We start from the raw sequence: 21,469 nt of genomic DNA, 5'->3' as shown, positions 1-21,469 counted from the left end.
TATGAGTCTTTTTCTGGATTTTGAACAGCCGATCGCCGAGTTGCAGGCACAGATCGATGAACTGCGCCATGTGAGCGAGCACAACAGTGCCGTGGATCTCAGCGAAGACATTCGCCGGCTGGAGAAGAAAAACGAAGAGCTGACCAAGAAGATCTTCGGCGATCTGGGTGCCTGGCAGGTATCCCAGATGGCACGTCATCCCCAGCGCCCCTACACCCTCGACTACATCGAGCAGATCTTCACCGATTTCGACGAGCTGGCCGGAGATCGCGCCTATGCCGATGACAAGGCCATTGTCGGCGGCATCGCCCGTCTCGACGGCGAGCCCGTGATGATCATCGGTCACCAGAAGGGTCGCGAGACCAAGGAGAAGATCAAGCGCAACTTCGGCATGCCGCGCCCGGAAGGATACCGCAAGGCCCTGCGCCTGATGGAGATGGCCGAGCGCTTCAAGATGCCGATCATCACCTTCATCGACACCCCGGGTGCCTACCCTGGCGTCGGTGCCGAGGAGCGTGGCCAGTCCGAAGCCATCGCCCGCAACCTGAAAGTCATGGCCGGCCTGACCGTGCCGGTGGTCTGCACCGTGATCGGTGAAGGCGGCTCCGGCGGCGCTCTCGCCATCGGCGTGGGTGATCGGGTCAACATGCTGCAGTACTCCACCTACTCCGTCATCTCCCCGGAAGGGTGCGCCTCCATCCTGTGGAAGAGCGCCGAGAAGGCCTCGGTGGCGGCGGATGCCATGGGCATCACCGCCCAGCGCCTGAAGGAGCTGAAGCTCATCGACAACATCGTCGAGGAGCCCCTCGGCGGTGCCCACCGCGACGTGGAGAAGATGGCCAAGCACCTGAAAGCGCGCATCAAGCAGGATCTGGATGCCCTGCGCCCCCTCGACAGCGAGCAACTGCTGGAGCAGCGCTATCAGCGTCTGCTGGGTTACGGCTACTGCTGATCTGCCGCTTCCAATAAAAAGTCCCCGCATGCGGGGACTTTTTTTATGGGCGACGTTTGTGGGGGGACGCCGGGGCGGGCCTCAGGGGGCGGTCAGCGCCCGTTGCATACGGACGGAAGCACGCCCTCCGGCAGGGCTCAGGGCCCGCCACTCCCGCCACAGCAGCCAGCACAGGGGGGGCGTCAGCAGCAGCACGGTGGCGGGCTGTGCCATCAAGACCCCGTCGCGCCCCCACCAGAGGGGCAGCAGGAAGATGAGGGGCAGTAGCAGCACCGTCTTGGCCACGGAGATGACGAGGGCCTGGCGGGTGCGGGCCATGGCCTGCAACAGCACGATGCCGAACATGACGATCCCCTCCAGGGGCAGGGCAGCGAGGTTGAGGGTCAGGCTGCTGATGGCGGCGGCGAGTAGCTCTGCGTCCTGATCACCGGTGTAGAGCATGGCGACCGGCTGCGGCAGCAGCTGGACAATCAGCCAGACCCCCAGGCCATAGACCAGGGTGATCTTGAGCCCCATCGCCATCAGGAACTGTAGGTCGCGATGGCGCCCGGCCCCGGCTGCCTGGCTCACCAGGGGCTGGATGCCAAACGCCAGTCCCTGCAGGATGACGATGAAGACCGCCTCCGTGTATCCCGCCACGGTGAAGCCCGCCAGATCCTTGACCGTGCCGTGCACCATCAGCTGGCTGTTGTGCAGCAGCAACAGCAGCCCCAGATTGAACTGGGCGATGAGGCTCGGCTGCCCGGTGAAGAGCAGGCCGGGCATGGCCGGGAAGCGTGGCACCAGCTGGCGCCAGGTCAGCCGCAACCGGGCGTGGCGGGTGAAGAAGTACCCCAGGCCGAGCAGGCTGACCATGGCCTCCGAGAGGAGGGTGGCCTGGGCCGTGCCGGTGAGGCCGAGCCCGAGCCGGCCCACCATGATGTAGTTGAGCAGGATGTTGAGGAGGGCGCCGCCGCTCACCAGTACCATGGCGAGGCGAGGGCGGCCGTCGTTGCGAAGCAGGTAGGGCACCGCCAGGTTGCTGGCGAGCAGCAGGGTGCCACCGCCAATCCAGGTGAGGTAGTCGCTGGCCTGCTGCCAGGTGTCGGTGCCGGGGGCCATTCCCAGGGCCTGCAGGATATCGGTGTGCCAGTGGTGCAGCAGCAGCGGCGCTACCGTGCCCAGGATCAGCAGCAGCCAGAGGGCGCTGACTAGAGCCTGGCGGGCCAGAGCGAGGTTCCTGGCGCCCTGCTGGAAGGAGATGGCGGTGGCGGCCCCCATGGCGATCATGGCGGCAAGGCCGATGAGCACCATGATGACCGGATAGACCAGGTTGATGCCGGCAAGGCCGGCGGCCCCCACGTAGTGGCCGACGAAGATGCCGTCCACCAGGTAGTAGGCGCCGGAGACCAGCATGGCCATGACGGAGGGGAGGGCATAGCCCCAGAAACGGCGGGCCATGGCCCGTTGACGCAGACGGAAGTAGGCGGACATATCTGTACTCGGGAAAAGGGCCGGAATCGAGCAGACAGTCTATTTTCTTATAGTTTAATTGATAATCAGGCTTTCATTTGATGGATTGCTGAATAGATTTCATCAATCAACGGATCCTGTGATACTCCTTCAGCATGTCGATCAGGGCTCGCAGCCCTTGCCCCAGCTGGTGCCTGCCCGGATAGAAGAGGTTGAACCCGGCAAAGCTGGGGCTCCAGTCATCCAGCACGCTCACCAGCCGCCCCGATGCCAGGGCGTCGAACACCTCCCCCTCATGGCAGTAGGCGAGCCCGAGCCCCGCCTCGGCCGCCCCCAGGTAGAGCGCGGGCGTGCTGGTGGTGAGCGGGCCCGTCACTTCGATCTCAAGCAGCTCCCCCTCGGCGGCAAAGGCCCAGCGATAGTGGTGATGGGGCGTGAGCCGATAACCGATGCAGTCGTGCTGGCGCAGATCCGAGGGGTGGCGAGGGGTGCCACGCCGCGCCAGATAGTCGGGGGAGCCCACCACCAGATAGCGCTGCTGCGGGCCCAGGGGAACCGAGATCATCTCCTGGGGCAGCAGGTCGCCATAGAAGAGGGCGGCGTCGTAGCCATCCTCGATGAGGCGGGGCATCAGCTCCAGCTCCTCCACCTCCACCTGCATGCGCGGGTAGCGTACCAGATAGTCGATGAGCACCGGGGCCAGCACCTCCTGGATGGCGGCTCGGGGGGCACAGAGCCTGAGCCTGCCCACGGGTTCGCCCGCGTGGCGCGTCAGCTCCGCCAGCGCCGCCTCCAGTTGCCCCAGGGTTGGCAGCACCTGGGCCAGCAGCCGTTCGCCCGCCTCGGTCGGCACCACGGCCCGGGTGCTGCGATTGAGCAGTCTGACGGCCAGGCGACTCTCCAGCCCTTTGAGGGCATGACTCAGGGCCGAGGCGGAGACCCCGAGCTCGAGGGCAGCCTTGCTGAAACTGCGGTGACGGGCGACGGCGGCAAACACGGCCAGCTCGGCGAGATCGGTGCGGGAGAGGGTCATGGTCGGTACGCAGAAAAGGGGCGGACACAAAGGGTACGCCATGGGGCGACGGGAGACAATCGGGGGGCAACGAGGGGGTTGTGACGAAATTGTTGCGCGCTTCAAGGGTGAGGTGGATCACACCAAAAAGTTTATATGTTAAAAAAAAATCGCAATATGGCGATTCAAGTGTGATCTGAAGCGACGGAAAGGCGATTCCAATCAAACTTTGGTTGATTAATTCAAAAAAACGCTGTGATTAATAGGGCCTTTTAACTAGAGTCATCTCATCGGATGAGGTGAGCGTTATCCCGTTGTTAACGAGCGAGCACGATCCCCTCTGTATTACGACTCCCCGCCCGTGTTTGTTGCAATCAGGTTGCCACAGGGAGTGGCGGCCGGATGGCCGGGGCGGAGGAACAAACAGGACGAATAGCTGGAGTTCCAGGGAAAGGAACCGGGCCCAGGCCCACTGACAAGTTAAGATCCCACTTTCCTTGATGACAGGAACACCCCTATGTCTGACATGAACATTGCAGTTGAAGGCAGCTTGAGCAAAGCCTCCTCCCGTGGCATCAACAAGGCCGACGTGGTCTGGATGCTGGGTCTGTACGGTACCGCCATCGGCGCCGGTGTCCTCTTCCTGCCGATCAATGCCGGTGTCGGTGGCCTGTGGCCGCTGGTCGCCATGCTGATCCTGGCCCTGCCGCTGACCTTCTTCGCCCACCGTGGCCTGACCCGCTTCGTGCTGTCCGGCTCCACCCGTGACGGCGACATCACCGAGGTGGTAGAAGAGCACTTCGGCAAGACCGCAGGCAAGTTCATCACCCTGCTCTACTTCTTCGCCATCTACCCCATCCTGCTGATGTACTCCGTGGCCATCACCAACACCGTCGAGAGCCTGATGGTGCACCAGCTGGGCATTACGGCACCTCCTCGTGCCATCCTCTCCCTGGTGCTGATCCTGGGTCTGATGGCGATCGTTCGCCTGGGCGGCCAGGTCATCGTCAAGGCGATGAGCGTGCTGGTCTTCCCGTTCGTGGTCACCCTGATGGGCCTGGCGCTCTACCTGATCCCGCACTGGAACGGTGCCATCATCACCGAAGCCCCTGCGCTGGGTGAGGCCTTCAATGGCGACTTCATCAAGACCCTGTGGCTGGCCATCCCGGTGATGGTGTTCTCCTTCAACCACTCCCCGATCATCTCCTCCTTCGCGGTGGACAACAAAGGCCGCTACGGCGCCAACGCCGAGAAGAAGTGCAGCAACATCCTGCTGGGCGCCCACGTCATGATGGTGATGACGGTAATGTTCTTCGTGTTCAGCTGCGTGCTGAGCCTCTCCCCGGCTGACCTGGCGGCGGCCAAGGAGCAGAACATCTCCATCCTCTCCTACCTGGCCAACCACTTCGACAACCCGGTGATCGCCACCGTGGCACCGCTCATCGCCATGGTTGCCATCAGCAAGTCCTTCCTGGGTCACTACCTGGGTGCGCAAGAGGGCATGAACGGCCTGATGGCCAAGTCCCTGCGCGAGAAGGGCAAGAACGTCGACGTCAAGCAGCTGAACAAGGTGACCGCGGTCTTCATGATCCTGACCACCTGGGCCGTGGCCACCATCAACCCGAGCATCCTCGGCATGATTGAAGATCTGGGCGGCCCCATCATCGCCATGCTGCTCTTCCTGATGCCGATGTACGCCATCGCCAAGGTACCGGCCATGCGCAAATATGCCGGCAACCTCAGCAACGGCTTCGTCACCCTCATCGGCCTCATCGCCATGTCCGGCATCATCTACAAGCTGATTGCCTGATGACAGCGTTCATCCCTGTGAGAAAGCCGCCCCCCGGGGCGGTTTTTTTATGGGCACAAATGCTTAACAAAGCGGTGGTGGCGGCCTAACATGGCGGGATGTTTTTCTAGACGGGACAACAGGATATGTCTGGGTTGAAAAAGGATCTCGGGCTCTGGCAGGGGATGGGGCTGCTCGCCACCTCCCTGCTCGGTACCGGGATCTTCGTGGTACCAGCCACCGCCGCCTCGCTGGCGGGAGGGGCGTCGCTGTGGGCCTGGTTGCTGCTGATTGCTCTGGTGCTGCCCATCGCCTTTACCTTCGCCCGCCTTGGGCGGCGATATCCCCACGCGGGTGGCGCCCCCCATCTGATTGGCCTCGCCTTTGGCAACGGCGCCGAGCGCTTCTCTGCTTTCCTGTTTCTGGCGGTGCTGCCGGTGGGCCTGCCTGCCGCCCTCACCATCGCCGCCGGTTTCTGGCACGCCCTGTTCGACATGGGGGAGTGGACCCTCTGGGGCATCCAGCTGCTCACCCTGCTCGGGGTCTTTCTGCTGGGGCTGCGGGGGGCGCGCTCCTCCGGCAATCTGCAACTGCTCATTGCCCTGGCTATCCTGGGGCTCACCCTGCTCATCTGGTTCAAGGGGGATCTCAGCTGGCGCGATGCCGCCCAGCCTCTGCCAACGGCGAGCGAGTGGCCCGCCATGGGATCGGCGCTGGCGGTGATGTTCTGGTGCTTCGTGGGGCTCGAGGCCTTCGCTCACATGGGGGAGGAGTTCAAGCGGCCAGAGCGGGACTACCCCCTTGCCCTGTTGGGGGGCGTGCTGCTGGCGGGGCTCATCTACTGGGTGCACTCGCTGGTGGTGCTCAAATATGACCTCTACGGGGACGAGGCGACCAATGCCATCGCCATTCCGGCCCTGCTCTCCCTGCTGTTCGGCCCCACCGCCAAGTGGCTGGTGGCGGTGCTGGGCTATCTCTCCTGCTTCGCCAGCATCAACATCTACCTGCAAGGTTTTGCGCGCCTTATCTGGAGCATGGCGCGGGAGGGTAAACTGCCGGTCTCCCTCTCTCGCCTCTCGGCCCGGGGCGCTCCCCTGCATGCCCTTGCCTGGGTGCTCGCCATCTGTTTCGTCTCCATCACCCTGATCCTCTGGCTGCGTCTGCCCCTTGATGCGCTGATCCGCTACGCCAACGGCAACTTCGTGCTGGTCTATCTGCTCTGCATGGCGGCGGGCTGGCGCTTGCTGTCGGGGACCGGCAAGGGGTTGGCGGGCCTCAGCGTGCTGCTCTGCACCCTGGTGCTGCTGGCCCTCGCCACCCAGGTGCTCTATGCCCTTGTGCTGAGCCTGGGGTATGGCGGCTTCTCCCTGTGGCGGCGCAGACGCCGCCGCTCGGCGTCCGATGAGGGTGTCTGTGCCATCAAGTAACTCCCGAAAAAAAGCCCCGCAGCGCGGGGCTTGTTGTTGCGGGTCACAGGCTGGCGGGCAGGTCGCTGCGCAAGATGGCGTAGTGGCGCAGGGAGATGAAGCCATCCCCCTTGCGCTCGCACTCCCGCGCCGTGCCCTCGTAGTGAAAACCGGCCCGCTCCAGCAGGCAGGCGGAGGGGCGGTTGGGCTCCTCCACCACTGCCAGCAGCCGGTGCAGGTCGGTGGTGCGGTAAGTGAGCGGGAGCCAGAGTTGCAGCGCCGCGCTCATCACCCCCTTGCCCCAGTGTTCGGGATAGAGCCAGTAGCCCAGCTCGGCACACCGGTGAGTCGGGTCGGCATCGTTGTAGCCGATGGCCCCCTGCGGCTCGCCCGAGAGTCGGTCGCGAATGAGATGCCAGGCGCCACGGCCGGTGCGGGTCAGCTCGGCATACCAATTCATCTGTGCCCGGCATGCCGCCAGGCTGTCGTAGCTGACGCCGTAGTAGGCGACGATCCGGGGATCGGAGAGGCCGCGGAAGATATGGGGCAGATCGGTGTCGGTGACGGGATCCAGCCTGATGTGGGGTGGTGCTGATGTCATGATGACTCCTTGCGGCCAGCCGTGGCTGGCCGCGTGTGTTGCGTAACAAGAGATGGATGATCCGGGCTGGCGTCAGGCAAACCCGAGCCGCTCGGCCAGGCGCGCCAGCTCGTCACGCCATTGCTGCTGCAGGCGCGGGGTCTGGTGCCTGGGCTTGCGGGCCAAATCGGCGGCGAGCAGGGCATCGAGCTCATACCAGCGCGCCAGCAGCGCCTCTTCGTCATCCCCCGTGGCGGCCGCAGTCTGCGGGTCACCTGATTGAGCCGGGCTGCCCGCCTGCAGCAAGGGGGCATCGCCCAGCAGCTCGGCATAGGCCCGTTCGGCACAGTGGGCCTCCTGGATGCGCCCGTCCTTTATCAGCCAGAAGCGGTTGCAACTGCGCTCGATCAGCTCCCGGTCGTGGGAGACCAGCAGCACACCCCCCGGGAAGGCGGCAATGGCGTCGGCCAGCTCCTCCTTGCCCGCCAGATCCAGGTGATTGGTGGGTTCGTCGAGCCAGATCATGTGGTGGCTGCCGAGGGACAGGGCGAGGAACAGCAACCGTGCCCGCTCGCCCCCGCTCAGGGTGTGCACCTGCTGGCCGTGGCGGACATAGGGGAAGCCCGCCCGGATCAGCGCCTGTCGCCGCGTCACCTCAGGCAGAGGGGCCAGGGGGTACAGCGCGTCGCTCAGGGTGGCGTCGTCAGCCAGCTGCTGCAGGGACTGATCGTAATAGGCGATGCTCGCGCCGGGGTGGCAGTACCAGCCCGCCTGCAGGCTCTGCGCGGCCAGTTCGCGCCAGCACTGGCGCAGCAGGGAGGACTTGCCGGTGCCGTTGGCACCGAGCAGGGCGACCCTGTCTCCCGCCCGCAGCCAGAGCCCCTCGGCACGCAGCAGCGGCGGCAGTGCCGGTGCCGGCGATACGTCGAGGGCCTCCAGCCGCAGCAGGGTGTCGGCGGGCAGGCTCACTCCGCGCAGCTCGAGCCGCCAGGGGGCCAGCGCCGCCACCTGGCTCTGCTCCTCCTGCAGGCGGGCGATGCGTTTTTCCATGGACTTGGCCTGGCGCACCAGCTTCTCGTTGTCATGCTCCCGCCCCCAGATGGCGAGGCGCTTGCTGCTGGCGCTCAGGCGGTCTATCTCCTTTTGCTCGTCCGCCCGGCGCAGGCGGGCCTGCTCATCCTCGGCAGCCAGCGCCGCCCTGGCCTGGCTGCAGGGCAGGGCGAAGCGGTGCAACTGGCCGTCTCGCAGGATCAGGGTCTGATCCGTGACGCTGTCCAGCAGGCGACCGTCGTGGGAGACCAGCACGAAGGCGCCGCGCCAGCCCAGCAGAAACTGCTCGAGCCAGAGCAAGGCGGGCAAGTCCAGGTGGTTGCTGGGCTCATCGAGCAGCAGCAGGTTGGGTTGGCGCAGCAGGGCGCGGCCTATCTGCAGCCGGCTGTGCTGGCCACCGCTCAGTGCACTGACCGGCAACGTGGCCTGGGCCTCCAGCTGCAGTTCGGCCAGCAGCTTGTCCACCTGCCATTCGGCGGCGGGATCGTTGCCCAGGGCATCCAGCAGCACGGCGCGGGTGCTGAGGGTGGAAAGCTCGGCTGGCAGTTGCTGGGCCACGAACTCGCAGCGGCAGGCGGCGGCCTGCACGATCCGGCCGGCCTGGGGCGTGCGCTCGCCCGCCAGCAGCGCGAGCAATGTGCTCTTGCCGCAGCCGTTGGCGCCAATCAGGCCGAGTCGGTCGCCTGCGCGAATGCCGAGTTCGAGGTGATCAAATAAGGGAAGGTGCCCCGCACTCATCTGCAGGGAATGGGTACTCATCAGGGTTGTCATGCTCTTGCTCTCTTAAATCGCGGGATGGGAAATCCCTGTCATCAGGAGCGCTGGCGACAACGGCAGAGTCGAGAAAGGTCTCGGTATGGAAGGGAGTCGGCTTTGCTCGAACCCGCTATCGCAGCGCGATGGTATGCAGGCAAGAGCACTTGAATGTGCCGAACAGGCGAGCCGAGAACATCGGACACGCTTGGATAACCATTTTTTACCTCCTTGTGTTTCGTTATGGCAGGGTGCGGCGATTATAGGCACAGAAAAAAACAGTCGTCCATCCGCCCTGTGGGGGGCCGTGGGCACCGCATCGGGAGGCGCGGGGTAAAAAACGCCCCGTGATTCGGGGCGTGAGGGTTGTCAGTCGCGGGGGGTCTTGAGGGCCTCAATCACATCGTCACTGGGGGCCAGTCCCTCCACGTGGTTGAAGCTCTCCAGCCCCTCCTGGGGATTGATGGTGAGGGCGTCGGCGCTCAGGTAGCTGCCGCTGCCGGCGCTCTCCACCACGACGATGACTTCAGGCTGCTTGTCGCCGTTGAGATCCAGCAACTTGATCTCCTTGATGCTGCCATCGCGCGGCAGCACCTTGCCGTCGATGAACTGATCCAGCGGAAACTGCGGGTTGGCACCGGAGTAGAGGCGCACGTCGTAGCTGCCGGTGGAGGCGGGCTCGCCGCGCCCTTCGCTGACGGTCACCACCTGGCCGGAGGGGAGTGTCAGCTGTTTGAAGAAGCCGTCCGCCGCCTGGCTGGCGAGGGGCAGGGTGAGCAGGCCGAGAGTAAGGAATAAGGCTTTCATGAAGAGGACCCTTGTTGCTGCTTGTGTGTCTGTGACGGGCAGGGGACGCTTCCCTGCCACGTCGGAAGCGGGCAGGGGGCCGCTGGTCGGCCGCCCCCTGCCCGGGTTGTCATCACCATATCTTGACCCGTTTGGCCGGGTCCAGATAGAGCTTGTCGCCGGGCTGGATCTTGAACGCCTCGTAGAAGGCGGGGATGTTCGGTACCACGCCGTTGACCCGGTATTCCGGCGGCGAGTGGGGATCCGAGGCGAGCAGCATCTGCATCAGCTCGGGGCGATACATGCCCTTCCACACTTGGGCCCAGCCGAGGAAGAAGCGCTGCTCGCCGGTAAAACCGTCCAGCACCGGGGCCTCCTTGCCATCCAGGGAGAGCAGGTAGGCCTTGTGGGCGATGGTGAGGCCGCCGAGATCGCCGATGTTCTCCCCCAGGGTGAACTGGCCGTTGACGTACTGCCCCTTGATGGGCTCGAAGCGGTTGTACTGGGCCACCAGCCGGCTGGTGCGAAAGCGAAACTCCTTGAGATCCGCCGGCGTCCACCAGTCGCGCATCACGCCGTCACCGTCGGATTTGGCCCCCTGATCATCAAAACCGTGGCCCATCTCGTGGCCGATCACCCCGCCGATGGCGCCGTAGTTGACCGCATCGTCCGCCGTCATGTCGAAGAAGGGGGGCTGCAAAATGGCGGCCGGGAAGACGATCTCGTTGTTGCTCGGGTTGTAGTAGGCGTTCACCGTCTGGGGCGACATGTGCCACTCGTCCCGATCGACCGGCTTGCCGAGGCGCGCCAGGCTGTCGGCGTATTCGAAGGCGCGGGCCCGCTGCAGGTTGCCCACCAGATCGTCGGGGCGAATGGTGATGGCGCTGTAGTCCTTCCACTTGTCCGGGTAGCCGATCTTGGGTCTGAACTTGGCGAGCTTCTCGAGAGCCTGGGTCTTGGTGGCCGGGGACATCCAGTCCAGCTCTTGGATGCTCTGGCCGTAGGCGGTGCGCAGGTTCTCCACCAGCTGCTCCATACGGGCCTTGGCCGCTGGCGGGAAGTAGCGCTCGACATAGAGCTTGCCCACCGCCTCCCCCAGGTTGTTGTCCAGCACCCCGAGGGCCCGCTCCCAGGGGGCGCGCTGCTTGGGCGTGCCGCTAAGAGCGGTGCCGAAGAAGGCAAAATTCTGGGCATCGGTCTGGCTGTCGAGGTAGGGGGCGTAATCGGTGATGAGCTGCCACTTGAGGTAGGCCTGCCAGTCAGCGACCGGGGTCTGCTGCATCACCTCGTTCAGGGCCGAGAGGTAGGTGGGCTGGCCGATGACCAGGCTCTGTTGCCCCGCAAGGCCGGCCTGGGCCAGGTAGGCGTCCCAGTCAATGGCGGGGGCGAGGCGCCCCAGCTCGCTCACCGGTCCCTTGTTGTAGTTCTTCTCTCTGTCCCGCAGGGCCACGTTGTCCCACTGGATCTGGGCGAGCCTGGTCTCGAGGGCCAGGATGCGTTTCGCCTTGGCCTGGGCATCCGTCTCACCGAAGCGGGCCAGCATGGCGGCGATGTGCTGCTCGTACTTGTGCAGCAGTGCCTGGCTGTTGGGGTCGCGCTTGAGGTAGTAGTCCCGATCCGGCAGGCCGAGGCCGGCCTGGTAGAGGTAGACGGCATAGCTGTCAGGAGCCTTGGCGTCGGCGTCTATCCAGAAACCGAAGGGGGAGCCGCCACCGGTGCGGGCGCTCTGGGCGAAGGTGCGGGCGAGATCCTGCGGCGTGCTGATCTGCTCTATCTCGCTCAGCATCGGCAGCAGGGGCGTGGTGCCCTTGGCGTTGCGGGCGGCCTGATCCAGATAGCTCTGGTAGAGGTCGTGGATCTGCTGGGCAGGGGTGCCGGCGGCGGCCTTGCCATCCAGCCCCTCCACCAGCACCCGCACGTCCGCCAGGGATTTGTCCCGCAGCAGGTAGAAGGCACCGTCGGCGGGCCTGTCATCGGGGATCTTGGCCGTGGCGAGCCAGTGGCCGTTCACGTAGCGGAAGAAGTCGTCACCAGGCTTGACGCTGGTGTCCATGTTGGCCAGCGCAAGGCCGGAGTGTTTGTCCGGTTGGTTCGGTGCCTGACTGCAACCGGCCAGCAGGGCCAGCCCGACGAGGGTGGCCAGGATGTGTTTCTTGTTGTTCATTATGGTTTTATTCCAATTCGGGTTATATGGCTTCCTTGCCCACGCAGGGAGCGATTCACTCTAGCAGCCGGGTTAGCGCTTGATAAGCCCGACTCTGCTAAGATCGGCCTGGTCGTATTGGGGAAGCCTATGATTTCTCGTATTTATTCTCGTTTTTGTCAGACCCTGCCCGCGCCGGAAGGTTCCTGCGGTCTGCTGGTGGCTTTCAGCGGCGGGCTCGACTCCACCGTCTTGCTGGTGCTGGCGGCCCGTTTTGCCCGCGCCCACGGCCTCGCCCTGAACGCCCTGCACGTTCATCACGGCCTGAGCCCACATGCCGACGACTGGGTGACTCACTGCGAAGGGGTGTGCCAGCAACTGGCGGTGCCCCTCATCGTGGAGCGGGTGCAGCTCTGTCGGGGCAACGGGGAGAGCCTGGAGGCCCAGGCGCGGGCGGCGCGTTATGAGCGACTCGCCGCCCACCTGGGGGAAGGGGAGTGGCTGCTCACCGCTCACCATCAGGATGATCAGCTGGAGACCCTGCTGCTGGCGCTCAAGCGGGGTGCCGGTCTGCGCGGACTGGCGGGCATGGTGGCGAGCCAGCCTTTTGCCGCAGGCCATCTGTTGCGCCCCTTGCTCGACATGAGCCGGGCCGAGCTGGCGGAAGCCGCGCAGTCACTTCCTTATGGCTGGGTTGAGGATGAGAGCAACGAGGACCCGAGCTATGACCGCAACTTCCTGCGCCAGCAGATCATCCCCCTGCTCAAGGACCGCTGGCCCGCCATGGCCCGGACGACGGCGCGCACCATGGCCCTGTGCGCCGAGCAGGAGGCGCTCATCAGCGAGCTGGCCGAGGCGGACTGGCAGGCGGTGGGTGAGGGAGAAGGGCTGCGCATTGACGGACTCCTCTCCCTCTCCCCCGTGCGGCGCAACAACCTGCTGCGCCACTGGATCCGCCGCCAGGGGGGAGAGATGCCCTCCCGCGAGCTGCTGGGCCTGCTGTGGCAGGAGGTGGCGCTGGCGCGCGATGACGCCAACCCCAGGCTGAGCCTGCAAGGGTTGGCGTGCCGCCGCTATCAGGGGCGCCTGTACCTGGTGGCGCCGGATCTCGCCCCCCGCGAGGAGGTGCTGCCCATCCGGATGGAAGAGACGCTCACCCTGCCGGACGGGCTCGGGCAGTTCAGGCTCTGGAGAACGGATGGCGAAGGGTTGCGGACACCGAGGGGGGACGAGCCGCTCTCGGTGCGTTTTCAGGTCGCCCCCGGCGTCATGCTGAAACCGGTGGGGCGGGTGGGCAGCCGGCGGCTCAAGAAGCTGCTGCAAGAGTACGGGGTGCCCTCCTGGCAGCGGGGGCGCATTCCCATCCTCTACTACGGTGAACAGGTGGCACTGGTGGCCGGGCTCTTTGTCTGCGACGGATTTCTGGCGCCAGAAGAGGGGGTGGCGTGGGAGTGGCGGCCCCCCGTCACCCCGGATGCAGATTGACATCGCAGAGTGACAGGGGGCCGGGAGGGGAAGGGTGATGCCCTATTCGGGCAGGCCGGAGCCCCCGGCTTTCTTGCGGGCGTAAAGATGAGTATCGGCCGTCTCGTAGAGGCGCTGCACATCCATGCCCGACTGCCAGCTGGCGGCTCCCAGGCTGCACCCCACCGAGAAGGCGCTGAGCTCCTTGTGGCTGTGGAGCACATGTTGCAACCGCAGCCAGACCGGGCGCCAGGCCTCGGGGTCCGCGGGTTGCAGCAGCAGGGCAAACTCGTCCCCGCCGAGGCGAAACGCCTGATCCGTCCCGCGAATGCACCCCTGCAGCAACTGGGCGAAGCGGCTTAGCACCAGGTCGCCCACCGGGTGGCCCCAGGTGTCATTGACCTGCTTGAATCTGTCGAGATCCAGCAGCACCAGCACCAGGCCGTGGGGTTCCCGGCTGTGTTGCTCCACCGCCCGGCCGATGGCCTCGTCGAAGTAGGCGCGATTGCCAAGCCCGGTCAGGTGGTCGAGCCGCACCTGCTGTTCCAGCCGATCCAGCCGCAGATAGAGGGGCAGGGGGAGACTGAACAGCTGATGATATTGCTCAAGCAACCGCCTCTGGCCGTCGCTCAGAGGGTGCTCCAGCTCGTAGTGCAACTGGCCGAGCAACTGCTCGTGTCGTCCCCGTAGCTCGAAGCGATAGGCATGCAGGGTCAGCCTGGCCTGGGGCGGGTGCGAGATGAGGGGATGGGGCTGGCCACAGTCGAACTGGAGCGAGTGGATCCGGACAATGTTTGCCACCCGCTCGGCAAAGATTGCCAGCAGGGCGTCAAGATCCCGTTGCCCCAGCAACTGCTCTATCTGCTGATAGCGGTCCTGCCCGGTCAAGGGCGCAAGCCGCTCCATCTGCTGTACCCACTGCTCTATGCCATGTCCGAAGCCGTTCAATGACGATGTGTTTTCCACGTTACAGCCCTTACACCTCTCCATTCATTGCACAGGCTCCTGCAAGCCCTGTGCCTAAAATATGTCCGATGAAAAACAAGGGGGCTGGCTAGGCTTAACGGGATGAAACGGGAGGGGAAATTCCTGCCGCTGAGCGAGTGGCGTGCCATATGGGGAGCGGGCGCTGTGCTTGCTGTGTCAGGGAAGAGGGCGCCGGGCAGATGAAGGAGAGGGATGGGTGTACGCCGATGTGTTGATCCTGCTGATCTTCGCCGTTGTGCTGGTGGCCATTTTCCGGCGCCTCGGCCAGCCGGTGATCCTTGCCTATCTGTTTGCCGGCATGCTGCTCGGCCCCCACGGCGTGGCCATCGTCACGGGTCAGGCCATGATGCAGACCATAGGGGAGCTTGGCATCGTGTTCCTGATGTTCTCCCTCGGGCTCGAGTTCTCCCTGCCGCGTCTGCTCGCCATGCGCAAGCTGGTGCTGGGGGTCGGCAGCCTGCAGGTGCTGCTCACCTCACTGCTGTTTTTCGGGCTCGGCTGGTGGTGGGGGCTGAGCCTGGCCCAGGCGCTGGTGGTGTCAGGCACCCTGGCGCTCTCCTCCACCGCCGTGGTGATCAAGCAGCTCGGCGAGCTCAAGCAGCTCCATACCCGGCGAGCCCAGCTCGGGGTGAGCGTGCTGCTGTTCCAGGATCTGGCCGTGGTGCCCCTGCTGGTGATGATCCCCATCCTGGCCCAGCCCGAGGTGCAGGGTAGCGCCCTGCTGGCGGAGGTCGCCTGGGCCTCCCTCAAGGGGTTGTTTGCGCTCTCCGTGCTGCTGGCGGTGGGGAAGTGGCTGCTGCCCATGCTGTTTTTCGAGGTGGCGCGCGCACGTTCAGACGAACTCTTCGTACTGAGTGCCCTGCTGGTGGCATTGCTGGCGGCCTCCCTGACCCAGTGGATGGGGCTCTCCATGGCGCTCGGTGCCTTCCTGGCGGGCATGATGCTGGGGGAGTCCCACTATCGTCATCAGCTCGAAGTGGACATCAAGCCGTTTCGCGACGTGTTGATGGGGCTCTTCTTCATTACCATCGGCATGACCATGGACTGGGCGCTGGTGGCGGACGCCTGGTGGCAGGTGCTGGCCTGTGTGACGGGGCTCATCCTGTGCAAGTCGCTGCTCATATTGCTGGCGGGCCGTCTGATGGGGGAGCGCAAGCGCGACGCCATGGCCGCTGGCATCATGTTGAGCCAGGTCGGGGAGTTCGGTTTTGTGCTGCTGGCGCTGGCGAGTCATCACGGCTTGCTGGATCACCAGCTGGTCTCTCTGCTCATCGGCATCGGTGTCATCTCCATCGCCCTCACCCCCTGGCTGGTGTTGCGGGCGCTGGGGCTTGCCCACTCCCTCACCGACAGTGCCCTGCTCTCTCGCGCCGAGGTGGCCCAGTCGGGCCTGAGCAAACACCAGCACGTCATCATCGCCGGGTTCGGACGCACCGGCCAAACCTGTGCCCGCTTTCTCAAGCTCGAAGAGATCCCCTTCCTGGCCCTGGATCTCGATCCCGAGCGTGTGAGCGAGGCGAAGCTCGCGGGGGAGCAGGTGGCGTTCGGCGATGCCAGCCGGCGCGACATCCTGCTGGCGGCCGGTCTGTTGCGGGCGCGGCTGGTGATCATCACCTTCGACGATCAAAAGCGGGTCGATGCCATGCTGACGCTGATCCGGGAGCTGGCGGGGGAGATCAAGGTGCTGGTGCGTACCCGGGATGACAGTTTCCTTGAACACTACAAGCAGGCCGGCGCCTTCGAGGTGATCCCCGAATCCCAGGAGGGAGCCCTGATGCTGGTCTCCCACCTGCTGCTCAACTGCGACATTCCCATCGGCCGGGTGATCCGGCGCATGGAGCACGAGCGCAGCAGCCAGTATCGCTTTCTGCACGGTTTCTACTGGGGCGGCAAGAGTGCGGGCAATTTGGAGACGGATCAACAGCTCGAGCGGCTGCATCCCGTGCTGCTGCACGACCAGGCCTGGGCGGTGGGACACAGGGTACGGGATCTCGCCCTGGGAGAGGTGCGCATCAAGGCGATTCATCGCGGGGAGCGCAGCCTGGATCCCAGGCGCGAGCTGGTGCTGGCGGCGGGAGATACCCTGGTGCTTTTCGGCACGGCCGTGGCCATGGAACAGGCCGAGCAGCGCCTGCTGGAGGGACGCTAGGATCTCCTTGCCATGGGATAAGGCCCCTCAGGCCTCTTCGCGAAACTGCTGTTGCCTCCCGCTGCCCGGCAGGTCGAGGAAGGCCTCGATGCGCTGGCGGTGATCCAGCGCGTCCTGGTATCCCAGCTTGATGAGCCGCTGGCAATAGCCGGGGTCAAACATCAGGAAGCTGGCCAGGCTGCTGCTCTCTTCGCCGTTGACCCCGAGCACTCGCAGCAGACGGCGCAGCTGGGTCGGCAACCGTGGGAGGTATTCGAGGGCGATGAGGTCGAGATCCTGGCTGGGGCGGATCACGCAGGTCTCCACCTGGCGCAGTTTCAGTCGACTGCGCTCCCGTGCCGGAATAAGGGAAAGGGTCTGGTTGATGCGCCCGAGCCGCTCCAGATCCGAATTGAGGGTGTCGGAGAAGACGGTGTTGAGCAGATGGCTCGCGATGTTGGAGCTGGTCAGGTGCCCCTGGCGGGGAGTCGGGTTCTCCCTGTGAGGGGAGTCCAGGGTCACCAGCAGGATCCGCTCCGCCCCCAGGTGGATGGCGGGGCTGAGCGGGCTCAGCTGATGGATGGAGCCATCCCCGTAGACGCGATCGCCGATGGGGGTGGCGGGAAAGACAAAGGGCAGCGCCGACGAGGCCAGCAGATGATCCGAGGTGAGCAGGGTACGCAGGCCACGTCGTCTGGCGCGCTCCCAGGGCTGATGTTCGGCCCGCCCCTGGAAGAAGGTGGTGGAGAGGCCGTCATCGTAGTCGGAGGCCGTGATGGCGATGGCCTCCAGGCTGCCGTAGAGGATGTTGTCATCGATGCGGTGATAGTCGATGAGCTGATCCAGCAGACGGCGCAGGGGGGCGTTGTCAAACAGGTGAAAGGCTCGGTTGCTCTGGGGGGTGATGAGGCCGGCCGAGCCCTGATAGAGGGTGCGCCACAGCAGTTGGCAAGGGTGGAAGTCGAAGATGTGGTGGGTCTCGAATCGTCGCCAGACCCACTCCAGCTTGCGCACCCCCAGATGGAAACAGGAGGCGTAGCACGCCAGCGCCGTGATGTTGAGAGCCCCCGCCGAGGTGCCGCACAAAATGGGGAAGGGGATGCCGATGTTGCGGGGGTAGAGTTCGGCCACCGCCTTGAGTGCGCCGACCTGATAGGCGGCGCGGGCACCACCACCAGTCAGCAGAAGAGCAGTATTGGGTCTGGCCATGAGGGTGTGCCTTATCGTGATCGCCAGGGCGGGTTGCCACCGCGCAATTCAACTATAAGACGTTGTATACCGGATAAAAATGGGCCGCACGCTCAATTTTTGCGGCCCGTTTCATTTTCAGTTTGCCAAGGGCGTCTGGCTCAGTTGATCGAAGGCGGCGAAGGCTGGAGGGCTTGCCAGAATACGGCCATGGCCGAGCCCCCGGGTGCTCACCAGCCGGGTGCGGCCATCCTGGGCCGCGCGCAGGGAGTCCCGGTGGGGGGCGAAGCGGTCTTCCTCATCGTGAACGATGAGGGCGGCGCCGCTGCGCCGGGCGAGCCGGCCAAGGGGGTCAACCGTGCTGAGCGGGTGCTGGTATTCGTGTTCTATCTCCTTGACCACCGCATCGAACAGCCGGATGGAGTAGCCGGAGCGCGCCACCATGCCGTAGAGCTGGGGCACGTAGTCGAGTACCGGGGAGATGAGCAGCAGCGGCAGCGCATCGATTGCCGGGTGACGGCTGCTGAGGGTGACAGCACCCCCCATGCTGTGGGTGATGACGCCCTGGACGGGGCCGACCCGCTCGAGGATCTCGTCGAAAGCGCGCACGAAGCGGGGCAGGTGACCCCTGTTCCCTTCGCTCCGGCCGTGGGCGGGGTGATCGTAGGCGAGCGCCGTATAGCCCTGGGCGGCGATGTGGCTCATCAGCGGATAGAACTGGCTGGCACTGCCTGACCAGCCGTGCATCAGCAGCCAGACCGGCCCCTGCCCGAGCCGGTAGCTCATCAGGGTCCCTTCACTGGTGTGGATGGCCTGCTCGACCAGGCCAGTCGGGGCTGCGACGCCCCGGGTCGCCCGCTGCGGGGTGAGCAGCAGCTTGCTGGCGGTGCGCTTGGCGTGGGTGGGCGCCAACACGTGATGCAGGCGGGTGCCGAGGCCCAGCAGCAACTTGCTCGGGCTGAAGCGGCGTGTGTTGAAGTAGATCTTGCTGCTCATGGTCATCCTGTGTCTTTTGTGTGCGAACGGTCGTGCTTTTTTGCGAGTTTTTAAAAGGAAGAGCCCGTCGGGTCAGCGCCAGCTGGTCAGCAATTGTTCCACCTCGGGCCAGAAGTGGCGGGCCGGATCCTCGCTGAGCGCCAGGGCATGGAACACCTGATCCCCGAGATAGAGGCCATAGAGGCGATAGACGGCGCGCCAGGGATCGAGATCGCTGCGCCACTCCCCTCTGGCCTGCCCCTGCACTACCTGGCGTGCCAAGTAGTCGAGCCAGAAACGGACCAGCTCGCGTGCCGCCTGCTGGACCTCACCCTCCTGGGCGGAGGTCCAGGCATCGAGGAACATGCAGCGGCCGGCAAAACTCTGGTTCCAGGCCAGCCAGGCCTGCAACAGGGCGAGCAGTTTCTCCTGCTGGGTGGCGTACCCCTGTTGGCGCACCGGCTGGATCACCCGCTCCCGAAATACCTCGGCGGAATGGGTGAGCACGGCGATCTGCAGGTTGTCACGGGACTGGAAGTGGGCGAACAGACCGCTTTTTGACATCTCGCAGGCCGTTGCGAGGGAGCCTATGGTGAGGCTCTCCAGCCCCTGCTGGCTCGCCTGCTCGAATGCAGTCTGCAAAATGGTGTCGCGGGTCAGACGTCCCTTGCTCATCCGGCTCTCCTCTCTCTGGGCTGGCAGCATAAAGTACGACCGTGCTAATTGTCGAGCCGCAAATGGTGCAGGGAGGCCGTTTCCGGCTGCCGCGGGGGGCAAGAGAGTCTTCTGGGAGGCGGGTGTGGCTGGCTTGTTACGAGCCAGCCGGGGACGAGCTCAGTCGTCCTTGATGCCCATTTGCTGCAGGGCGATGACCGCCTGGGTGCGGTTCTTGACCCCGAGTTTGCGGAAGGCGGAGTGATATGGGCTCTGATGGTGGCAAGGGGCTCAACTGTCCTTGATATCCATCTGCTGGAGGGCGATGACCGCCTGGGTGGGGTTTTTGACCCCAAGTTTGCGGAAGGCGGAGTGATATGGGCTCTGATGATGGCAAGGGGCTCAACTGTCCTTGATATCCATCTGCTGGAGGGCGATGACTGCCTGGGTGCGGTTCTTGACCCCTAGTTTGCGGAAAATCGCGGTGATATGGGCCTTGATGGTCGCCTCGGAGACGTTGAGCTCCCATGCGATCTGTTTGTTGAGGCTGCCATCCCGCAACATGATGAGCACCTTGTATTGCTGGGGGGTGAGGCTGGCCAGCTTGGTGGCGAAATCGGGCCCTTCGCTGGGCTCGGGATGGAGGGAGATCCCCTCGGGCACCCAGTTGTCCCCCCCGATCACCGTATTGAGGGCGCTGACCAGCTCTTTCATGGGGACGGACTTGGGAATGAAGCCGAGCGCGCCCAGGCGCAGCACCTGCTGGATGATGGCGGGATCCTCGGAGGCCGAGACCACGACGATGGGGAGATCCGGGTGATGTCCGCGCAGATAGGCCAACCCCTCGAAGCCGTTGGCCCCCGGCATCTTGAGATCCAGCAGCAGCAGGTCGACGTCGGGATGTTCATCGAGCAGGTGGCTCAGGCTGTCGATGGAGTCAGCCTCCAGCAATCTGGCGTCGTCGATGGCCATGTGCACCGCTTGATAGAGGGCGCCCCGAAACAGGGGGTGGTCATCTGCGATGACGATGGTAAATTGGCTGTCCATAGCTCACATTGTTGCTAACTGATTGTTTTGAAAAATCAAACTAGCACTGCTACCCAAGTGGGTCAAACCCGCCAGTACGCAAATGTGAGGTGGTCATCGGATGTCGTGCCACGGGGCCGGCGGGATGGCCAGTAAACAACCCATGCAGGAGGCAATCGATGGGATCCCTGGTTTTGACGGTGGGCACGGGCTCCACCTGGGCAATGAGAACGGCGCTGGTGCTGGCCATGAGCGGGCTCAAGTGGCAGGAGCAGGTCTTCGATCTGGAAGATGCCAAGGAGCTGCAACGGCTCAAGCGCACGGCCCCCGCCGGCCTGGTGCCCTGGCTCGACGACGGTGAGCTGCGTATTCACGACTCTCTGGCCATCGCCGAATATCTCCACGAGTGCTGCCCGGAGCGTCACCTTTATCCGGTGGACAAGGCCGAACGGGCCCTGGCCCGCAGCCTGTGCGCCGAGCTGCACGCCGGTTTTCGCCAGATCCGCACCCTGCTGCCCTTCTTCCTGGGGGCGCCCACCCAGAGTGAACCGCCGGTGGAGGTCATTGACGAGCTGGCCCGGTTGCAGACCCTCTGGTCCCAGGCGCGGGGGCCCTTCTATTTCGACGAGGCGAGCATTCTGGATGCCTTCTATGCGGTGATGGCCTATCGACTGGCAAGCTATGGCATTTCGCTGCCCGGTCAGGCTGGCGCCTATCAGCAGGCCTTGCTGGCCTGGCCCCTGTGGCAGGAAACCCTGCTCAGGGCGAGGTTGCAGTGGCCAAAGGCGGCCCGCCAGTCTGATTGATGCGGGCGTCGGCAAGACAAAAAAGGGGAGCCATCGGCTTAATGCCGATCAGTTAAGGATCCATTGACCGATCCTCAGGCTGTGTAAGAATCCGAAACTCCTTGTTGGGTTTCGGATTTTTTTATGCGTATCGACCAAGCTCTCGACTTCATTCACGCCTGTCCTCCCGGAAAGTTTGAGTCCCTGTCTGACCTGCTGTCACCTGAACTGGTGCAGGCTTGCTTGGCCGAGACGGGCTCCGTCTCCTTGCGCCGACGGCGCATGCCCATGGAGCGGGTGCTATGGGCCATTATCGGGATGTCCTTGTTTCGTCATGTC

At 64.5% G+C, this 21,469-nt stretch carries 18 protein-coding genes and 2 pseudogenes; 7 read left to right on the top strand and 13 right to left on the bottom strand.

Going from position 1 to position 21,469, the window contains the following annotated elements; translation table 11 throughout:
- Position 1: 1 nt before the first annotated feature.
- The gene (accA, locus tag AB5Y50_RS07595; protein WP_010673419.1) at positions 2–952 is read left to right on the top strand and encodes an acetyl-CoA carboxylase carboxyl transferase subunit alpha; all 951 of its coding nucleotides are present in this window, start codon (positions 2–4) and stop codon (positions 950–952) included.
- An 81-nt stretch (positions 953–1,033) separates the two neighbouring features.
- On the opposite strand, the gene AB5Y50_RS07590 is transcribed toward accA, so the two are convergent.
- Together AB5Y50_RS07590 and AB5Y50_RS07585 are read right to left on the bottom strand one after the other, a co-directional pair.
- Positions 1,034–2,425 carry an MATE family efflux transporter gene (locus AB5Y50_RS07590; protein WP_368162579.1) on the bottom strand — a complete coding sequence of 464 codons (1,392 nt, stop codon included), beginning with the start codon at positions 2,423–2,425 and terminating at the stop codon, positions 1,034–1,036.
- A 106-nt stretch (positions 2,426–2,531) separates the two neighbouring features.
- The gene (locus tag AB5Y50_RS07585) at positions 2,532–3,437 is read right to left on the bottom strand and encodes a LysR family transcriptional regulator (protein ID WP_039039436.1); all 906 of its coding nucleotides are present in this window, start codon (positions 3,435–3,437) and stop codon (positions 2,532–2,534) included.
- 496 nt (positions 3,438–3,933) lie between these two features.
- On the opposite strand from AB5Y50_RS07585, the gene AB5Y50_RS07580 reads away from it, so the two are divergent.
- Positions 3,934–5,226 (top strand): HAAAP family serine/threonine permease, encoded by a 1,293-nt coding sequence (locus AB5Y50_RS07580; RefSeq protein WP_029313944.1) that lies wholly within the window; start codon positions 3,934–3,936, stop codon positions 5,224–5,226.
- A gap of 125 nt (positions 5,227–5,351) precedes the next feature.
- Positions 5,352–6,632, top strand: coding sequence for an L-methionine/branched-chain amino acid transporter (gene yjeH, locus AB5Y50_RS07575; RefSeq protein ID WP_029313946.1), 1,281 nt, complete (start codon positions 5,352–5,354; stop codon positions 6,630–6,632).
- Positions 6,633–6,675: 43 nt separating this feature from the next.
- On the opposite strand, the gene AB5Y50_RS07570 is transcribed toward yjeH, so the two are convergent.
- From AB5Y50_RS07570 to AB5Y50_RS07555, 4 genes are all read right to left on the bottom strand, one after another.
- Complete coding sequence (locus AB5Y50_RS07570; protein ID WP_010673425.1) at positions 6,676–7,212, bottom strand: GNAT family N-acetyltransferase; 537 nt, start codon at positions 7,210–7,212, stop codon at positions 6,676–6,678.
- Positions 7,213–7,284: 72 nt separating this feature from the next.
- A complete protein-coding gene (locus AB5Y50_RS07565) occupies positions 7,285–9,012 on the bottom strand; it encodes an ABC-F family ATP-binding cassette domain-containing protein (RefSeq protein WP_010673426.1) in 1,728 nt (575 codons plus the stop codon).
- A 351-nt stretch (positions 9,013–9,363) separates the two neighbouring features.
- Entirely contained in the window at positions 9,364–9,801 is a 438-nt protein-coding gene (locus AB5Y50_RS07560; protein WP_010673427.1) for a PliI family lysozyme inhibitor of I-type lysozyme, read from the bottom strand.
- A gap of 112 nt (positions 9,802–9,913) precedes the next feature.
- Positions 9,914–11,944: a M13 family metallopeptidase gene (locus AB5Y50_RS07555; protein WP_010673428.1), complete on the bottom strand. Its 2,031-nt coding sequence runs from the start codon at positions 11,942–11,944 to the stop codon at positions 9,914–9,916.
- Between the two features lie 129 nt (positions 11,945–12,073).
- Between AB5Y50_RS07555 and tilS the strand changes: the two genes are divergently transcribed.
- Complete coding sequence (gene tilS, locus AB5Y50_RS07550) at positions 12,074–13,408, top strand: tRNA lysidine(34) synthetase TilS (protein ID WP_010673429.1); 1,335 nt, start codon at positions 12,074–12,076, stop codon at positions 13,406–13,408.
- A 42-nt stretch (positions 13,409–13,450) separates the two neighbouring features.
- Here the strand turns inward: tilS and AB5Y50_RS07545 are convergent, their stop codons facing one another.
- Positions 13,451–14,377, bottom strand: coding sequence for a GGDEF domain-containing protein (locus tag AB5Y50_RS07545; protein WP_039039444.1), 927 nt, complete (start codon positions 14,375–14,377; stop codon positions 13,451–13,453).
- A 193-nt stretch (positions 14,378–14,570) separates the two neighbouring features.
- On the opposite strand from AB5Y50_RS07545, the gene AB5Y50_RS07540 reads away from it, so the two are divergent.
- On the top strand, positions 14,571–16,523 hold the full coding sequence (locus AB5Y50_RS07540; protein WP_010673431.1) for a monovalent cation:proton antiporter family protein: 1,953 nt from the start codon (positions 14,571–14,573) through the stop codon (positions 16,521–16,523).
- A gap of 27 nt (positions 16,524–16,550) precedes the next feature.
- Here AB5Y50_RS07540 and AB5Y50_RS07535 read toward each other — a convergent pair whose 3' ends face one another.
- From AB5Y50_RS07535 to AB5Y50_RS07510, 6 genes and pseudogenes are all read right to left on the bottom strand, one after another.
- Positions 16,551–17,711 (bottom strand): patatin-like phospholipase family protein, encoded by a 1,161-nt coding sequence (locus AB5Y50_RS07535; RefSeq protein WP_010673432.1) that lies wholly within the window; start codon positions 17,709–17,711, stop codon positions 16,551–16,553.
- A gap of 117 nt (positions 17,712–17,828) precedes the next feature.
- The gene (locus tag AB5Y50_RS07530) at positions 17,829–18,686 is read right to left on the bottom strand and encodes an alpha/beta hydrolase (protein WP_010673433.1); all 858 of its coding nucleotides are present in this window, start codon (positions 18,684–18,686) and stop codon (positions 17,829–17,831) included.
- A 72-nt stretch (positions 18,687–18,758) separates the two neighbouring features.
- A complete protein-coding gene (locus AB5Y50_RS07525; protein WP_010673434.1) occupies positions 18,759–19,340 on the bottom strand; it encodes a TetR/AcrR family transcriptional regulator in 582 nt (193 codons plus the stop codon).
- Between the two features lie 159 nt (positions 19,341–19,499).
- Positions 19,500–19,580, bottom strand: a pseudogene (locus AB5Y50_RS07520) (DNA-binding response regulator); the annotation flags it as partial.
- A 30-nt stretch (positions 19,581–19,610) separates the two neighbouring features.
- A pseudogene (locus tag AB5Y50_RS07515) lies at positions 19,611–19,691 on the bottom strand (DNA-binding response regulator); the annotation flags it as partial.
- A 30-nt stretch (positions 19,692–19,721) separates the two neighbouring features.
- On the bottom strand, positions 19,722–20,366 hold the full coding sequence (locus AB5Y50_RS07510; protein WP_010673435.1) for a response regulator transcription factor: 645 nt from the start codon (positions 20,364–20,366) through the stop codon (positions 19,722–19,724).
- Positions 20,367–20,524: 158 nt separating this feature from the next.
- Here AB5Y50_RS07510 and AB5Y50_RS07505 point away from each other — a divergent pair, with 158 nt between their 5' ends.
- Positions 20,525–21,151, top strand: a complete 627-nt coding sequence (locus AB5Y50_RS07505; protein ID WP_010673436.1) for a glutathione S-transferase — start codon at positions 20,525–20,527, stop codon at positions 21,149–21,151.
- 123 nt (positions 21,152–21,274) lie between these two features.
- Positions 21,275–21,469 (top strand): transposase domain-containing protein (locus AB5Y50_RS07500; protein ID WP_368162519.1); only part of this gene is annotated, 195 nt, incomplete at its 3' end.

It is taken from the genome of Aeromonas sp. s6, assembly GCF_040907815.1.
GTDB classification, from domain to species: Bacteria; Pseudomonadota; Gammaproteobacteria; order Enterobacterales; family Aeromonadaceae; genus Aeromonas; species Aeromonas caviae.
The sequence above is the reverse complement of the archived record's forward strand: the minus strand, read 5'-3'. Positions and strand labels throughout refer to the sequence as shown.

Excerpts from the sequence above, each read along its gene's own strand:
- AB5Y50_RS07525 (WP_010673434.1), bottom strand. The coding sequence starts at position 19,340 with ATGAGCAAGGGACGTCTGACCCGCGACACCATTTTGCAGACTGCATTC.
- AB5Y50_RS07535 (WP_010673432.1), bottom strand. The coding sequence starts at position 17,711 with ATGGCCAGACCCAATACTGCTCTTCTGCTGACTGGTGGTGGTGCCCGC.
- AB5Y50_RS07545 (WP_039039444.1), bottom strand. The coding sequence starts at position 14,377 with ATGGAGAGGTGTAAGGGCTGTAACGTGGAAAACACATCGTCATTGAAC.
- AB5Y50_RS07510 (WP_010673435.1), bottom strand. The coding sequence starts at position 20,366 with ATGGACAGCCAATTTACCATCGTCATCGCAGATGACCACCCCCTGTTT.
- AB5Y50_RS07585 (WP_039039436.1), bottom strand. The coding sequence starts at position 3,437 with ATGACCCTCTCCCGCACCGATCTCGCCGAGCTGGCCGTGTTTGCCGCC.
- AB5Y50_RS07570 (WP_010673425.1), bottom strand. The coding sequence starts at position 7,212 with ATGACATCAGCACCACCCCACATCAGGCTGGATCCCGTCACCGACACC.
- AB5Y50_RS07555 (WP_010673428.1), bottom strand. The coding sequence starts at position 11,944 with ATGAACAACAAGAAACACATCCTGGCCACCCTCGTCGGGCTGGCCCTG.
- tilS (WP_010673429.1), top strand. The coding sequence starts at position 12,074 with ATGATTTCTCGTATTTATTCTCGTTTTTGTCAGACCCTGCCCGCGCCG.
- AB5Y50_RS07590 (WP_368162579.1), bottom strand. The coding sequence starts at position 2,425 with ATGTCCGCCTACTTCCGTCTGCGTCAACGGGCCATGGCCCGCCGTTTC.
- AB5Y50_RS07565 (WP_010673426.1), bottom strand. The coding sequence starts at position 9,012 with ATGACAACCCTGATGAGTACCCATTCCCTGCAGATGAGTGCGGGGCAC.
- yjeH (WP_029313946.1), top strand. The coding sequence starts at position 5,352 with ATGTCTGGGTTGAAAAAGGATCTCGGGCTCTGGCAGGGGATGGGGCTG.
- accA (WP_010673419.1), top strand. The coding sequence starts at position 2 with ATGAGTCTTTTTCTGGATTTTGAACAGCCGATCGCCGAGTTGCAGGCA.
- AB5Y50_RS07580 (WP_029313944.1), top strand. The coding sequence starts at position 3,934 with ATGTCTGACATGAACATTGCAGTTGAAGGCAGCTTGAGCAAAGCCTCC.
- AB5Y50_RS07530 (WP_010673433.1), bottom strand. The coding sequence starts at position 18,686 with ATGAGCAGCAAGATCTACTTCAACACACGCCGCTTCAGCCCGAGCAAG.
- AB5Y50_RS07505 (WP_010673436.1), top strand. The coding sequence starts at position 20,525 with ATGGGATCCCTGGTTTTGACGGTGGGCACGGGCTCCACCTGGGCAATG.
- AB5Y50_RS07560 (WP_010673427.1), bottom strand. The coding sequence starts at position 9,801 with ATGAAAGCCTTATTCCTTACTCTCGGCCTGCTCACCCTGCCCCTCGCC.